The organism is Flavisericum labens, from assembly GCF_045446075.1.
In the GTDB taxonomy this organism is placed as follows: domain Bacteria; phylum Bacteroidota; class Bacteroidia; order Flavobacteriales; family Flavobacteriaceae; genus Flavisericum; species Flavisericum labens.
In genome coordinates, this window is record NZ_JBJJBQ010000012.1 from 1 (window position 1) to 16,974 (window position 16,974).

The window sequence follows — 16,974 nt, forward strand, 5'->3', positions numbered from 1 at the left end:
AAAATAAGAAGTTTCATGCAGAAATTGAAATTTTAAACTATATTTGAAAGGTTGTGCAACAGGCACAATGGCTATAATTCATTGTGGCGGATTTCCTAAACGGAAATCCTTACTTTTATTTTAAGGTTAGATTTCGGGCGGAATGTTCACTGCGTGAAATTCCACAACGAAATCATAGCCCAACCGTTACCCAACATTTTGAGAAACGAAATGATAAAAATCAAAATTGATGGTAAAAAAATGACTGATTGGAATTCATTTCACTCTGAATTTAAAGCCAAAATGAATTTTCCTGATTACTATGGAGAAAATATGGATGCTTGGATTGATTGTGCTGACGAATTGACTGAAAAGCCAACTCTTTTACAAATTGAGAATGGTAATTTCTTGAAAGAGAATGCCCCTGAATTACTTAGTGCAATTTTAGAATGTGGAGCATTCGTTAATTATAGAAAAACAGAAATTGGAGAGCAACCGAATTTAATAATTGCGACTGATTGCTGATTGCGATGAAACAAACAATTACCAAAAACGAAAAATCATTAAAAATTCTGAATAAATTAATTGTAAATGGATTTTAAAAAGGATATGTTGAATCTGAAAAGTTTGAATTGAAAAGAAATCATTTTCTTAACAATCATAGAATAATAGGAATTTTAAATGAGCAAGAGAAATATGAAATCAAATTTGACTTTGAGAACCTAATGAGTATTCACGCGAAAATTGCATTGATTCTTGGAGTTATTTTCTCAATTGTAATGTTGATAAAAGGAAATTGGATAATCCCAATTTTACTGATTGTTGTTGGCTTGATAATCGTAACTAGTTTTAAAATAAAAGGGAAAAAGGAAATGGAAATATTCACAAGTAAATACTTGGAATTTTATAAAACCGAATATGACTAAATTATAAAAACTACACACTTAAGAAGGTCTGAGTTAAAAAACAAGTAAATTTAAGCTAATTTAGAGACAAAGTTTTCATCATAAGGTAATCCGCTTTTTGATATAGCAAATGTGTAAGCTTCCCCAAATTAGAACTGCTTAGTTTTATTTTTTCGATTTTTTTTGAATTTTAAATAAGTATTTTCCAAAAAAATAAAAATATTGAAAAACAGTTCTTTACCTCATCAACAACTGTGATTTTTTGTTGATTTTAATACAGGTTTAATAAAAAAGGCGTGGGCACGTTCCAAGTCAATGCAAATTACAAAATTAGGGGTCATCTTATATTTTACTAGAAAAATAATTTTTTGTAATTTCGAATTAAATTATTTTAACCGCAAAGGTTAAATCTGCATACGATTTTGCATACGATTTTGTAATTTTATAGCTTGTGAGCCCAGTAAATACGTTTTTAAAAACGCATATGCTGAGTTCATAACCCGGAGGTCGGGGGATCGTGCCCCCCTCTCGCTACATAATGTAATCATATCAAAACAAACGGTTTAGTTCACTCTAAACCGTTTTTTTATGTCTTTATTAAATGAATTTCTTACATTTGAACACAGAAGTGAACACGTTTTTGCACATTTTAATACTCAACCTATTTTACTCTATAACCATCTGAAAGTGTGCCTAAAAATGCAACGATGGCACTTTCCTCTTCATCTGTCAATCCTAAATTTCCGAGTTCGTCGTGGTTAACATTATCAGCAACTTCTGGCATTGGCCAATTTTCAACATCCCGTGTATTGTAAAAATGTACAATGTCCTTTAAAGAGGTAAAATAGCCATTATGTCCATAAGCTTTTATGCTTCCATTTCCTGGTTTTTTATCAATATTTCGTAAAGTAGGCACTTTATGTTTCCCCATGTTCTCGGTGGCCATCGCAACCCATGCAGGATTTTCATGTTTTGCCAAAAAACCTCCCAATCCCGAATCTATCCAATCTTCTCCATCTGGGTTAACAGGTTTCCCATTTTCAAAATAAACCTCGTTCATACCGTAAAACGGATTGTCTGGATTTCTGGGAATACCAATATTGTCGAATGTGAAATCGGTAAACAACGGAGGTTCTCCATTTGGGCCTGTTTCACTTATATGACATAAGAAACATTTTCCTTTTTCTACGTCATTAAACAATTGCATACCCCATTCCTCCTTTTGTGTTAACGCTGCATCACCCTTAAGATAAAGGTCATATTTTGAACTGAAAGAATTAACTTCAGGTGAAGCTTCAAAAGCGGCAATGGACAATCCCACACGACCATAATTTTCTTCAGTTTTTGTGTCTGAAGAATAATCAATAGGCTCGCCCCAGACCTCAGTCCAAAGATCTGCATATTTAGAATTTTCAATAACTTTTAGAACATCTTCTTTTTCTTTGTTGTTTTGCTCAACAAAATTTAAAAATGGCCCTAAAGCCTGATCAGCGGCAGGATTTCCTAATAATTCACCTGTGGCTCTACCATCTGAAAAATTTCCCCCTATAAAAAGTCCTTCCTGTTCGTCATAATGAAAAACAGGACTAAACGTCGCATAGGCTGCACTTGGCGGTTTTCGGTTACCAAAACGGTGCGGGTCTGCTCCTCGATATACACCCGCATTATTAATATTGATTCCTGCTATTGGACCAGAATAACCGAAAGAAGGTGCATGGCAGGAAGAACACGCCATCCATCCAGGGCTAGAAATCTTATCAAAGAAAATTTCCTTTCCCAATGTTTGAATAGGTGTTAGTGCGATGTTCGCTTGCTTTTTAGCAAGATTAGTTTTAAGATCGAAACTTTCAATATTGCTATATTCAATGTCTTTAGAACATGAATTTAAAAACAATCCTATTAGCACAACCAACAAAAATATATTTTTATAATGTCTCATGACTGAAGGGAATTAATTAATATTTGATAAAAAAAAGAACGGATTTTTTACTCTTTTAATTAAACCCTTAATTATTTAATATCCAATGACTTTTGTCATGTTTACACCTTAATTCTTCCAATAATCCGTAAAAAATTTGGGCGAGGATAAATAAAAAATGAATGGAATATCTTACAAAACGAAAACCGAAAAGGAACACGTTGGAATTTTTAGACGTAAAGAATATAAAATAACACCAAACGCATTACTGACTGAAAAAAGAAACTATGTAATAGTCTATATCCAATTAGAAGTTGGAAATTGCTTCCTCGCCTTTTTGTTTCTATTACTTCTGAAATTCCTGCTTTTTCTAGTTAAGAAGCTCACCAAAACCATCGCAACAGAAATTAAAATGATCGCAATAATTATCTCGTATGCTTCATCTGTTATACTCATACTTAAATATACGAAAATCTTTAGATTTGTCCTGAAACACAATTTTTTACCAATATCGAGAATATGATTTTATAATAATACTTGAGCAGATTTTTAAAACAAAAACAGAATACTAGAGTATGTGAAAATCAGACAAAAACCACTAATGCTTACTTCGTATAAAAATAATGCTTAGTTTAGTACTTAATCAAAGTTAGTGCAGTTTTGCTGTCTTCTGGTTTTCTTTCGGAAAATCCTCGCTCACAAAACCGCACCATTCGTATACATAAACGTGTAAACAATTATAATAGAGCCAGAAATACTTATGCGAATTTCAGCCAAAAATATGCAGAAGGTACTTTACGAACTTTTCGTTAAGTATAAATTCACCAAAGAAAAGGCAAAATTAATGGCTAACGTCTTTACAGAAAGCACCTTAAATGGTGTAAGTTCTCATGGAATAAACCGCGTCCCTCTTTTTATTGAATATGTTGAAAATGGAGTAATTAAAATTGATGCCGAAGCAGAAAAAATAGAATCTTTTGGCAACATAGAACGGTGGGATGGTAATCTGGGTCCTGGTATTATCAATGCAACAAGGTGTACAAACAGAGCCATAGAATTGGCAAAACAACATGGAATGGGAATGGTGGCATTGCGTAATACCAATCACTGGATGAGAGGGGGGACATATGGAAAACAAGCGGCAGACGCCAATTGCATTTCGATCCTTTTTACAAATACTAAACCAAACATGCCACCTTGGGGTGGAAAAGACAGTCGCATCGGCAATAACCCATTTGTAATATCAGTACCAAGGAAAAAGGGGCATGTTGTATTGGATATGGCAATTTCACAATTTGCATTCGGTAAAATCAACGATTATAAATTGAGAGGTAAAAAGTTACCTTACCCTGGCGGTTGGGATGACAACAATGAACTCTCCAATGATCCTGATAAAATTTTATCAAAAGAGCGGGGATTACCCATCGGCTATTGGAAAGGCTCAGCCCTTTCCATAGTTCTAGATATGCTGGCCACTTTAATGGCTGCGGGAAATTCTACCTATAAAATAAGTTTAAAAGAAATTGAGACAGCTATCTCTCAACTGTATATCTGTATTTACCCAGAGGTTTTTAACGATAAAGAACTACAGCAAAAACTCATAGAAGAAATTATTGATTTTACCCATGGTGTAGAACCCATAAATCCAGGAGACAAAATTTACTATCCAGGAGAGCGCAGTTCACTTACCAGAGCCGAAAATTTGAAAAATGGGATTATTGTCAACAAAAGTGTTTGGCAAAAGATTATGATGCTATCTAAAAAATAAAATAAACTGTTTACAATATTTTGTATTATTAATGGCAGGTAAAGTTTATAAGTATCAATGCTGAGAAACATATTGCCAGGCTAGTTGAATTTATATAAATGGCTTCCCAGTTTATGTGTATATTAATGGTCAGAAGTATATGCGCAAGATATGTTTACAGTATTCAAAAAAAAATGGATTGAGAGATACCAAAACAGAAATAAGATATAGAAAGCTCATTTTTGCAAATGGAGCCCAAAAAGAAATTGATGAAACATTGGAAGCGTTTTTAGGTAAACCTACTAACAACATGGCCTATATGGAAAGTTTAGGATTGGAGTAAACATTAATCATTACTTAAAAAAAACTTCGTAAATCACTTGAGAATCATTACAACTAGAATCCTATGAAAATTTTTATATTACTATTTACCGTATTGTTATCTACTACAATTTCGGTTTATGCTCAAAATGAATGGCAATATAACGCAAACCCAAAAGACTATCTATGATGAAATTGAAAACCAATTGGCAATACCTTTGGGTATGCAAGTTTGGAATAGATCATTACTGATCAAGGAAGCAGACGATCCAACTAAGTTAAGATATTGGGCCCATCCCATGTGGTTTTCAACCCGAGACATGGCAAAAATCGGACAATTGATGTTGCAAAAAGATAAATGGAATGGAAAGCAGATAATATCTAAAGCATGGTTAAATGAAATGATAAAACAAAGAACAAATTATAAAGAGGTGCATAAAAATTTTCCCGTTTTAAAAGAAAAAGGCGTGAACTTCGGGTATGGATATATGTGGTGGTTATTTGAAGATATGAAGGACAATAAATTTAAAGATGCCTATGCTGCTCCTAAAAAAATGGGACAGATCATAGCAGTTTTTCCGGCTATGAACGTCGTTCTTGCATATAAAACAAAACGTGCTTATGGCAGAGAAAATAGTATACTGGTTAGAATGGATATTCTCAAAAAAATCGTTAACCTGTTCAATCCTAATTAACCGTTACTAATAAGAAATATAAGCCACTTAATAACGGCTCACATATAATGACATTAACAAAAATTAAATAATAACTATTAATCAATACAATTGTATCATGGAAACTAATAACAAAAATCAAATTGACCCGTCTAAAATAATGCAAATTGGAATGGGGTTTTGGGCATCAAAAACGTTACTTACAGCTGTTAATATGGGGTTGTTTACTCATCTCGCCAGTGGATCATTATCAGGTAAAGAAATTAAAAATAAATTGGGATTGAATGAAAGATCGCTATTCGATTTTCTAGACACTTTAGTGGCACTAGGCTTTTTGTACCGTTCTGGGTTAGGAGAGCATGCTGTATATAGTAACTCAGACGATTCAGATTTGTTTTTAGACAAAAATAAACCAACCTACATTGGAGGTATTTTAGAAATGTCAAACAATAGATTGTATCCTTTTTGGAATGACTTAGAGACATGTCTAAAAACAGGCAAGCCCCAAAATGAGACTAAAAATGGAGGTAAACCCCTGTTCGAAGCCATTTACGCCAATGAAGAAAGGTTAAAAGAATTCATACATGGCATGGGCGGTGTTCAAGCGGGGAACTTTATGAAACTAGCACATGATTTTGATTTTTCGAAATATAAAACTCTTTGTGATGTTGGAGGCTCAGGGGCTAATCTTTCAATACATGTTACAAAAAATAACAGCCATATGAAATGCATTTCTTTTGATCTTCCTCCCGTGGGTCCAATAGCCAAGGAAAATGTCGAAACTTTTGGACTAAGTGATAGAATAGAGATTCGTTCAGGAGATTTTTTTATGGATGAATTACCACAAGCAGACGTACTCACAATGGGAAACATTCTTCATGACTGGGGCTATGAAGATAAAGTAATGTTAATAAAAAAAGCTTATACAGCCTTACCGGAAGGAGGAGCACTTATAGTTATTGAAAATATTATTGATGATCAAAGAAATAAAAATGCATTCGGATTAATGATGTCATTAAATATGGCCATCGAAACAGACCAAGGTTTTGATTTTACAGCATCCAACTTTAATCAATGGGCAAAAGAAGTAGGATTTAGCCAAACGAGTGTAATGCCTTTAACCGGCCCGTCAAGTGCTATCATTGCTATCAAGTAAAAGCCTTTACAAATACCGTAAAAAGAGCATTGAAAACACTCTTTTTACCTACCGTCGGTGGTAATTAAATTTAAACTATGAAAATAGGAATAATAGGAGGATCTATTGCTGGTTGTTCCGCAGCCATACTTCTAATTAAAGAAGGACATGAGGTAACCGTATTTGAGCGATCTAAAAAGGATTTGGTAGGTCGTGGAGGAGGAATAGGAACAACAGCAAGTCTAATGGAACAGATTAGAAAGGACGGCCTTATCAATAATGATTTTGCTTTTTTCCAAATAAATAAGATGCCGTTCGTTGGTAAGATAAGGACATCAGAACCTTATGGGAAGTCCGCTTGGGCCATGCCTATGAACTTTCATGTTTTCCAATGGAATGAACTTTGGAAAAACCTACGGGCCAATGTTCCTGATAAATGCTATCAGGCAGGCATCAAAATAGTTGGTGCCAAAACAATCTCAGACCAGAAAGTGGAACTGACCACTGAGTCGAATGACAGGCTGGAGTTCGACCTAGTACTGTTTGCTGATGGATACAACTCGTTGGGTCGTAGCATTCTTTTTCCTGAAAAGAAACTCAAATATCGAGGCTATGTGCTCTATAGAGGACTTTTACAAGAGTCTGAAATCGATGGCACTTCTCCGTTAAAGGATGAAATTCTCAGACTGTCTTATAATAATGAACCAGGTCATAATGTGGTTTATTTTATTCCAAATGAAAATGGTTCAATAAAAGAAGGTGAAAGGGTATTTAATTGGGCCGCTTACGTTGCAATACCAAATTCAGAATTGGATGAACTTATGACGGATAAAGAAGGAAAGATTAGGTTCGGAACACTTCCGCCAGGAAACCTTACCAAGAAAAATGAGGAACGCTTGAAAAAATTTCTCTCCAAAAATATACCCGACCACTATGCAGAGGTGGTTAACAAAACCAAAGAAAGCTACATACAAGTTATTTATACGCTGAATCTAGACTCCTACAGAAAAGATAGAATGTGCCTTATTGGAGATGCCGGAATATTTGTTCCTCCTTTCACGGGTTCGGGTGTATTCAAAGGTTACAACAACGTTAAAGATCTGGTCAATTGCCTTAAGGAAAGTAGCAATTTGGAGGGTGCGCTTGAAAAATGGAGCAAGATCCAACTCCAAACAGGTAAGCGGTTACTGGCTTTAGGCACTCAAATGGAGAATGCCTACATCTGGGAGCAACTGGATTTTGCCACAGTGGATGAAGAAACCACCAAGGAATGGTGGAAAGCGTCAGTTACGTTTCCTGAAAACTTCAATTATATGATGTAAAAATTTCCGCCAACAAACCCTAAACTGCATTAAAATGTAGTTTATCCAAGACTGTTATATACTACTACATCTGTACAAATTTCATACAGAATTTTTTATTATCCTGGACTAAATACACAAACAAATGAAAAATATATTCAAAATTGATGTTCATTTATGTCTTCTTCAGTTTTTATGCTATTTAAATGAGCACTATTGAACAGATAGAAAAGGTTCAAAGATATTATATCGACGTCATAAACAAATTTAGTAGTAGTAAATTGATTTAATTTAGAAGTGCTATATGCTGTTCATTCTTACTCAAACACTATATATATACTACTACCACAGCAAAACAGCTGCCAAACGGTAATCGAAACAAAAAAGCTTTTCTGAATATTAGGCTAGGGTTATAAAACCTGCCATCAAGCATGGCCTTATTTCTGTCAGATAAAAGATTAAAAAAGAATGATATACAAAAATGACAGTACCTTCGGACAAGATAACAAATTTTTAAAAATAAAACTTCGATATCCTGAACAAAAAACTGCATTTCATCCAAAATATTAGCGTTTTATCGATTTTTATTTTACATTTGCTCTAATTGTATGGTATAAATACCACAGTTAAAATAAAAACTGATTATTTAATGTATGAATATTTTTAATTACTGAGTTTATTTTTGATAAATGCCCAAAATTCAAAATTTAAACCAACCCAAATATTGCAATGAAACAACCTACTTATTTTAAAATAGTCTTTGTTTTACTATTATTACTTAGCCTCGGTAGTTTTTCACAAACCTACAAGCCATTTACTATTAGAGAAAAAATGGATGTAAAAGGCAGCATGTTAGTTATTGGTAACGCAATTATTGGACAAGACAACCAGCCATTTAACGATTTAACACGTGACAATCAAGATGTCTCCATGCAATATATTGATATTGATGCAGACAATTCTACCTTTAGCTCTAGTAGTGCAGATTTAGTTTTAGCAGACCATCAGGACGGAACTTCAACTGACTGTTATCGTGTAGCTTTTGCAGGATTATATTGGGCTGCACTTTTAAATGATGGAGAAGATCGATCTAATATAACCAACGTAAAGTTTAAAATACCTGGTGGCACATCGTATAGCGACATTTCTGGTGAATTAATTTATGACGCGATTGTAAATCCAATTATACCGGAAAATAACGAACCAGGAAATACGCCATATGCCTGTTTTGCCGATGTAACCGATATTGTTTCGTCATTATCAGATATTGAAGGAACTTATACCATGGCGAATGTAGTTTCGAGTGAAGGATTCAATAATTCAACAGGGTTAAGTGCGGGTTGGTCTTTAATTGTTATTTATGAAGATCCTGAATTACATACTAAATCGTTTACACTTTTTGATGGCTTTAGTCATATTTTCGATGGTCATCAAGAAACGGTACCCGTAACTGGTTTTACTACACCTCCCGCAGGGCCTATTGATTTGCAATTTGCTTATGGAGCACTTGATGGCGATAGAACAAAAAGAGCAACCAAATTAGAGATTAATGGCAAAGAGGTTACTACAGACGACAGAAGTGCTAATAAATTCTTTGGATCTGTAATTGAAAACCTTGGTTTTGGTCATAACCCTAACCCTCCTAGTATCAATAACCCAAGAGTTCCAAATAGCCAAAACACTTTAGGGTATGATACAGGTTTCCTTGAAATTTTAAATTCAGAACCTGAGTATATTAAAAATAATGATACTTCAGCCGATTTTAGACTGCAGGTAGCGCGTGGTCAAGCCGATCCTATTTTTGCTTTTTTCTCAGCCTTTGCAGTTGATATAATAGCACCAGATATTGAATTGACTAAAATTGTACTTGATGAAAACGGAAATGATATTGATGGAGACGATGTTGTTTTAGGGCAAAATGTATTTTACGAAATAACTTACCAAAACATTGGTAATGATAATATTACGCAATTCACTATTAAGGATGTTTTACCTGAAAATATTATTTTTGACCCTGCAACAGATATTGACCTAAGCAACGCAGGGGGGGCCACATTACAATCTTATGACCCAACAACAAGAACAATTATTTTTAATGTTCCGGATAGTTCTGTAGAAATAAATGATCCAATGTTTGTTATTCGATTAGCCGTGCAGGTTGTTTCAAACTGCTACGAATTGGCTCAAGCTTGTAGCAACGAAATAATAAATCAGGCCTTTGGCACATACCAAGGTGTCCTAAACCCAACCGTTATTGAAGAAGAAGGAAGTTATGCTCAGCTTGAATGCTTGAGCGAGCCAGGACCAACCAATTTTTTAGTAGATATATCAGACTGTAACTTTGAGCAAACAGAAATACTTTGTGGCGAAAGCGTAACACTTACCGCTTTAGCAGGTTATGATACCTACTCATGGTCAACAAGCCCTTCTGGTTCTCCAGTTATTGCCAATGGACAATCTTTTAGCGCTAGCGAAACAGGAACCTACTATGTTACCAATACAACAAATTCAAATTGTTTATCAGTCCAAGAGATTTTTAATGTTATAACTTATGGTAATGACATAACAAATCCTGTAATACCATACGCAGACTTATTACCTGTTTGTCCAAATGATGGTAAAGTACTGCCCTATATTTTTCTTTGTGGAGCCAATGATGAGCGTGTTATAAATACAGGAGTTAGTGATGCTGTCTCAATAATTTGGCAACAATTAGACGAAACTAGTTGTCCAGAAGTAGGTGTTGAAGATTGTGCCAACGAAAATGATTCCTGTACATGGAATCAAGTGGCTTCTGGCTCAGATTACACTGCTAACACCTCGGGGCAATTTAGATTGGTAATTAACTATCCAGGGGGATGTTTTAACATTTTCTATTTTAATGTGTACACTAATCTTTTAGAGCCTACTGTGAGCGCTGAAGATATTTTATGTACTACCCCAGGACAAATTACCGTTGGAGGCGTGCCTTCTGGTTATGAATATAGCCTAGACCCTAATGGTCCATGGCAAAGCTCAAATGTATTTGAAGTTAATACTCCAGGTTACTATTTGGTATACATCAAACAAATAGGTGTTGATACAAATCCTTGTATTTTTGAAACCCCAGAAGTTTATATAAGACAAAGAGATTTTACAGTAACATCTACAGTAATTCAACCTGTATGTTATGATGATAGAGGCTCCATTCTCTTAGCCGTTAATGATGCCCTGCCACAGTACTATTTTAGCATTTACGATGGAGCCACTTTAGTAAACAGTGTTGGCCCAATAGCTGGGAGTGATTATAGGTTTGAAAACCTCAACCCCGGGTTTTATACAGTAAACGCTACTACTGATGATGGTTGTACTTACACAGAAGACATCGAAATCATCCAACCCCCTTTGTTAGAAGTCACGGCTGCACTGACTAGTCCACTTACATGTACAGACGGAGAAATAACCATTTACCCTACTGGTGGTACGCCGCCATATACGTATTTTATTAACAGTGATACTGTTTCACAAGATACTCCAGTTTATATAGTTAACGCACCAGGTGTTTATGATATTACAGTATATGATCTTAACAGCTGTAGCGCAACAACCTCCATTACAGTTGATGCCATATCAGCACCAGATTTTACGGTATCACCGACTAATATTACGTGTACCGATGATGCCACTTCTGGGGCCATCGACATCAATGTGACCAATCCGAACGGAAACACTTTAGAATACAGTATAGACAACGGTACGACCTATACGGCATCGCCAGTATTCAATGGACTAACAGCTGGTGATTACGAGGTTATCGTAAGGTACGCCTTGGGACCAGATGTCTGTACCACAGCACCACAAACGGTTACCATAACCGCAGCTCCCCAAATTTCAGGTACGGCGACGTTAACCTCGCCCCTTACCTGTACAAGCAATGGAGAAATTTCGGTATCAGGTGTATCAGGAGGAACGGCCCCTTACCAATATAGTATTGACGGCGTTAATTTCCAAGCAGGAAATACCTTTTCAGGGTTGACCGATGGCACCTACTCCATAACCATAAGGGATACCAGTGGGTGTACGTTCATAACGGCACCGATAACCATCGCTCCGTTAGACCCGCCAACAGATTTAGATTTTAGTCCAGCAGCTTTAAGTTGTCCGGCTCTTACGTCAGATGTTACGGTGACTTCGACTGGTGGAACTTCACCTTTAGAATACAGAATCGTTTCACCGGCAGCAACGGCATACCAAGCATCAAATATTTTTACAGGTTTGGCACCTGGCACATATACTTTTGAAGTAAGAGATGCCAATGATTGTTCTTATGCCGAATCGTTTACCATCGCTCCATTGCCTTATTTAACGGCCAATACTGTGATAACAAAGGATTTGGACTGCACCGCATCACCGGATGGAACCATAACGACAACCATCTCTGAAGGAACAGCCCCGTTCAATTATCAAGTTTCTTTTAACGGTGGCGCTTACGGCAGTTCAACTGCTGTTTCGGGAACCTCTTTCGGCCATAATGCGCCATCGGATGGTACATACCAGTTTTTAATTACAGACGCCAATGGGTGTACATTCGAAACCGGTGTTCAAACCATAAATGCCATTTCGTTACCTGAAATTACATCTGTGGTCCAAACACAGCCTGTTTTATGTAATGGTGATAGTAATGCAGCAATTGAAGTTACTATTAACAACAGCGTGGGCACACCGTCTTTTACAATAAATGTATTTAATAATACAACAGGAATGAACTATGGTACGCAAACTTCAAGCCTACCTGCTGGAGATTATACCATAACACTGACCGATGCCAATGCGTGTACGGATACTGAAACCATAACTATTACAGACCCTACCCCTATAAATGTCACTTACAGCACCGAACCAATTACCTGTGGAGCAGGAGGTATATCGTTGGGTAGGATCATTATAGACGGCGTGACCGGCGGAACACCTAATTACACTTATCATGTAACGAGCGTGAATGGGTACAATAACCAGATAACCAATCAAACGGGTGGCACGCAGGTTTTTGAAGTGGTAGATTTTGGGTTGTACGAAATTATAGTTACCGATACCAACGGTTGTTCTTTTATGGAGCAAAATATATTAGTGTCATCACCACCCGACAACCTTGATATTGCTATAAACGCTACAGCAGATTGTGTTTCAGGTGGTACAGTAGAGATTAGTATAGGCACACCGCTAGCTGGTTCAGGACCATACCATTTTGCTATTTATACCGGATCAGGCATGACCTATCCTGGACCAGGATGGCAAGCAGAAGATGCCGTTGGAAGTGAAAAAACAACTTTTAACAATTTAATTACAGGGGCGACCTATACATTTATTGTTTATGATGAAAACACAATGTGCTATTACTATGAAACCGTGGCCACCCCTATACCGACAAATTCCACATTAACTGTAGATTCTGTTGTTCCTAATAATATCACTTGTGTTGGAAGCGCCGATGGCAATGTTAGCTTTAATATCAACGGTACTTATGGCACAAGCACCAATATTGATTATGAAGTACTGAATTCCCAAGACTTATCAACAACAGGCGTTTCCGGTTCTGGGGCTATTCCTGCAAATGGCACTTTATCGGTATCTAATTTAGGAACACTGCCTTTTGGAAGCTATATTATCCTCGTTACAGAAACTGTTAGTGCTGCAAATGAAGGATGTAGTGTGGTGACGCAAACACCCTTTAATATAACAGAATCTGCCATCGATTTGAATATTGATGCCACGGTGGACCAAAACGCAAACTGTAACCCCACTTCTGGAGTAATCAGTGCGGTAGCCACCAACGGCACGGCACCATATCTGTACCAAATGACCACATTGGCCACACCACCTTTGGCAAATGACCCATTATGGGCTTCTGCCAGTACGTTCAATGCGGATGCGGGCAGCTATTACGTCCATGTACAGGATGCGTACGGATGTGTTCGGTCTACTCCAGTAGTTGTTTTGGATTCAGACCCAGTACCCGTAATTTCAGCATCAACCAATAATCAATGTACGGCAACTGAGGGTAGTTTTGTCATTGATGTAACCTTATCATCTGCAGGCATTGCGCCATACAGCTATAGTGTTGATGGCGGAGCATTCCAAACGCGCACTGCACCTTTCAGCATTTCAAATCTAGCTTCGGGAACCCACACTATTGAGGTACGGGATGCCAATGGATGTGGCAATCTAGTTACGGTAGACATTGAAGCACCGATTAATTTAGTGCCAGATGTAACGGCCGTGGCGACCTGTAACGACGATGACGGCGAGATAACCGTAACGGGATCAGGAGGCTCCGGTACATACAACTATGCCATCAGTCCAAGTACGGCCTCGATAAGCTTTAGCGGGAATATATTTTCGGGAGTCCCTTCGGGAACCTATACTATTACGATTACCGATGCCGTAACTTTGTGTACGGCGGAGGCTACGGTAGTTGTTCAGCAGACCCCGGCACCAACATTTACAACTACGCCAACAGCCATAACCTGTTTCAGCGATAATAACGGCTCATTTGAAATCAACGTGAGCGGTTACAGTGGACCATACAATTATGAAGTTTTCGATAGTTTGGGTGTTTCTATAACGGGAACCGTGGCGGCAAACACAGCTACCAACCCAACGGTGGTAACCGGAATGACAGCTGGCACATTTTCGGTAGTGATTACCGAAACTGCCAATCCATTCTGTTCAGCAACATCAAGCGTTGTCATAAATTCGCCTTCAGAGGCATTGACTTTAGATGTTGATGAAACATCAAACGTTACCTGTGACGACGGCCTAGGCACCATTTCGGCAGTTGCCAGTGGTGGCTGGGGAGCTTATGAATACGAACTAACCGGAGCAGCTACGGTTGCCTATTCTCCAAACGGAACTTTTGCCAACCTATCGGCAGGATCATATACCGTAAACGTAAGAGATGCCGGTGGCTGTGTCGTTTCAGAAAATATTACCCTAGATTTACCAACACCTATTAGCGCCACGGTTACGGCCAGTACGAATTTACTGGATTGTTTCGGGGATACCAATGCCATTATTACGGTCAACGCTATAGGTGGGCAGGGCAGCAACTATACCTATACCCTAAACAGGGTTTCGCCAACGGTGAGCGCTTCTGGACCTCAAACCTCTAATGTTTTCAGCGGGTTGGGAGCAGGTACTTACAATGTGACGGTTACCGATGGCTATAACTGTGAGTTCATATCAACGGATGTCACCATAGACCAACCATCACCTATTCAGGCCAATTTGGTCAAAGAAACCTCCCATACCTGTTTGACCGATGCATCACTTACATTGAGCGCATCTGGAGGAACCGGAAGTTATGAGTACAGTGATACGGCTTCTTTTACTTCTGTTCTGGGTTCGTTTGCATCATCTGTAACTTTCCCTGTTTCCGATGGCACCCATGCCTATTACGTTAGGGATGTCAATGGCTGTACGGCTAATGTTTCTAATGAAATAACCATTGATCCGTTACCGAACTTGATAGTTAATCTAGATATATCCAACGCCACAATTAACTGTGCAGGAGACACCACGGGAGTTATCGTGGCCGTTGCCGAGGGCGGTCTAGGCAATTATGTCTATACGCTTCAAGATACCTCTGGAAACGACATTGACCCCGTAACTCAAGATAGCCCGGGAATATTTACAAATCTACCGGTTGGGAACTATCAAGTGAGAGTTGATAGCGGTGACTGTTTAACAATAAGTGAACCAGTCAATATCGATGAGCCATCAGCACCACTAACAGCAAGCTTTGTTACTACAGACATTACCTGTCCAGGAACCAACAACGGTATGTTGGAAATAACAGCCTCTGGTGGTACAGGAATCATAAAATATGCCATTTCGCCACAAATGGACCAGTTCTTTGAAGAACCTGTTTTTGATGAACTGGCACCTGGCGATTACCAGGTTATCGTACAGGATCAACTTGGATGTTATTTAATCTACGATTTCACAATAAACGACGCTATACCTGTTGCACTTACCATTGTACCCAATTCTATTGTTCCTGAAGTTTGTTCAGGTGATTTAAACGGTATGTTCAGCATTGAAATTTCGGGCGGCAACATGCCCTATAGCGTCAGTCTGGATGACTACGAGGGTACCTACACAATGGGAAGCGCGACCCAGACACAATTTGATTTTACCGGCCTAGAGGGCGGCGACCACATTGTTTACGTGCGCGATGCTTTGGGCTGTGAAACCGAATGGAACATTACCTTCCCGGAATCGGTGGCCATTAACCCATTGGTTGAGGTGACGTTTGATTGCGTCAACAATATATCGACCAATATGGTTATGGTAACGACTGATGATAGCGTCGACCCAGCTGATTTGGATTACTCGTTAAACAGTGGCCCATACCAGTCCAGTAATATTTTTATTGATGTTCCTGCGGGAATAGGTAATTATATTGACGTGAGGCACACCAACGGTTGCATACAGCGTACGGCACCTTTTGATGTGGAACAATACGAACAGCTCCAATTGGCTATTGGCGATGGCGTAATCAACCAAATCGTAGCCATGGCAACTGGTGGAGCAGAGCCTTATGAATTTACGCTGAACGGTGAGTCGTTTGGGAGCGAGAATGAGTTTGCCATTTATGAATCCGGAAACTATACGGTTACCGTAACGGATGCTTATGGCTGTACAGCAACTGCATCTGGGTATTTCGAATATGTTGATGTATGTATCCCCAATTACTTTGTACCAGAAAATGGCGGTTGGGGCCCTGGTTGTACCAGTCAATATAGAAACCTGACCTTCGATATCTTTGACCGTTATGGGCGGAAGATAGCGACCCTTAAAGTTGATGAAAAATGGGATGGTAAATACAACGGAAAAGAGTTGCCTACTGGTGATTACTGGTACGTCGTAAAACTTAACGATCCTAAGGACGACCGAGATTTTGTAGGACACTTTACACTTTACAGATAATGGTTTAGCGGAAGAACCCTCAAAAAT

9 protein-coding genes are annotated in these 16,974 nt (G+C 38.0%); 8 read left to right on the forward strand and 1 reads right to left on the reverse strand.

Annotated elements, in window-relative coordinates; genetic code table 11:
- The first annotated feature begins 210 nt into the window (after window positions 1–210).
- The gene (locus ACIEHO_RS14935; protein WP_406973164.1) at window positions 211–504 is read left to right on the forward strand and encodes a barstar family protein; all 294 of its coding nucleotides are present in this window, start codon (window positions 211–213) and stop codon (window positions 502–504) included.
- Between the two features lie 107 nt (window positions 505–611).
- Window positions 612–905, forward strand: a complete 294-nt coding sequence (locus ACIEHO_RS14940) for a hypothetical protein (protein ID WP_406973166.1) — start codon at window positions 612–614, stop codon at window positions 903–905.
- A gap of 640 nt (window positions 906–1,545) precedes the next feature.
- On the opposite strand, the gene ACIEHO_RS14945 is transcribed toward ACIEHO_RS14940, so the two are convergent.
- Window positions 1,546–2,823: a cytochrome-c peroxidase gene (locus ACIEHO_RS14945; RefSeq protein WP_406973168.1), complete on the reverse strand. Its 1,278-nt coding sequence runs from the start codon at window positions 2,821–2,823 to the stop codon at window positions 1,546–1,548.
- 739 nt (window positions 2,824–3,562) lie between these two features.
- On the opposite strand from ACIEHO_RS14945, the gene yiaK reads away from it, so the two are divergent.
- From yiaK to ACIEHO_RS14975, 6 genes are all read left to right on the forward strand, one after another.
- Entirely contained in the window at window positions 3,563–4,570 is a 1,008-nt protein-coding gene (gene yiaK / locus ACIEHO_RS14950; protein ID WP_406973170.1) for a 3-dehydro-L-gulonate 2-dehydrogenase, read from the forward strand.
- Window positions 4,571–4,748: 178 nt separating this feature from the next.
- Window positions 4,749–4,892: a hypothetical protein gene (locus tag ACIEHO_RS14955; RefSeq protein ID WP_406973172.1), complete on the forward strand. Its 144-nt coding sequence runs from the start codon at window positions 4,749–4,751 to the stop codon at window positions 4,890–4,892.
- A 127-nt stretch (window positions 4,893–5,019) separates the two neighbouring features.
- Complete coding sequence (locus ACIEHO_RS14960) at window positions 5,020–5,565, forward strand: serine hydrolase domain-containing protein (protein WP_406973174.1); 546 nt, start codon at window positions 5,020–5,022, stop codon at window positions 5,563–5,565.
- A 97-nt stretch (window positions 5,566–5,662) separates the two neighbouring features.
- Window positions 5,663–6,700, forward strand: a complete 1,038-nt coding sequence (locus ACIEHO_RS14965; protein ID WP_406973176.1) for a methyltransferase — start codon at window positions 5,663–5,665, stop codon at window positions 6,698–6,700.
- Window positions 6,701–6,777: 77 nt separating this feature from the next.
- Window positions 6,778–8,001: an FAD binding domain-containing protein gene (locus ACIEHO_RS14970; protein ID WP_406973178.1), complete on the forward strand. Its 1,224-nt coding sequence runs from the start codon at window positions 6,778–6,780 to the stop codon at window positions 7,999–8,001.
- A gap of 708 nt (window positions 8,002–8,709) precedes the next feature.
- Window positions 8,710–16,947 carry a T9SS type B sorting domain-containing protein gene (locus tag ACIEHO_RS14975; protein ID WP_406973180.1) on the forward strand — a complete coding sequence of 2,746 codons (8,238 nt, stop codon included), beginning with the start codon at window positions 8,710–8,712 and terminating at the stop codon, window positions 16,945–16,947.
- Window positions 16,948–16,974 lie beyond the last annotated feature (27 nt).

Excerpts from the sequence above, each read along its gene's own strand:
- ACIEHO_RS14935 (WP_406973164.1), top strand. The coding sequence starts at position 211 with ATGATAAAAATCAAAATTGATGGTAAAAAAATGACTGATTGGAATTCA.
- ACIEHO_RS14945 (WP_406973168.1), bottom strand. The coding sequence starts at position 2,823 with ATGAGACATTATAAAAATATATTTTTGTTGGTTGTGCTAATAGGATTG.
- yiaK (WP_406973170.1), top strand. The coding sequence starts at position 3,563 with ATGCGAATTTCAGCCAAAAATATGCAGAAGGTACTTTACGAACTTTTC.
- ACIEHO_RS14960 (WP_406973174.1), top strand. The coding sequence starts at position 5,020 with ATGAATGGCAATATAACGCAAACCCAAAAGACTATCTATGATGAAATT.
- ACIEHO_RS14965 (WP_406973176.1), top strand. The coding sequence starts at position 5,663 with ATGGAAACTAATAACAAAAATCAAATTGACCCGTCTAAAATAATGCAA.
- ACIEHO_RS14970 (WP_406973178.1), top strand. The coding sequence starts at position 6,778 with ATGAAAATAGGAATAATAGGAGGATCTATTGCTGGTTGTTCCGCAGCC.
- ACIEHO_RS14975 (WP_406973180.1), top strand. The coding sequence starts at position 8,710 with ATGAAACAACCTACTTATTTTAAAATAGTCTTTGTTTTACTATTATTA.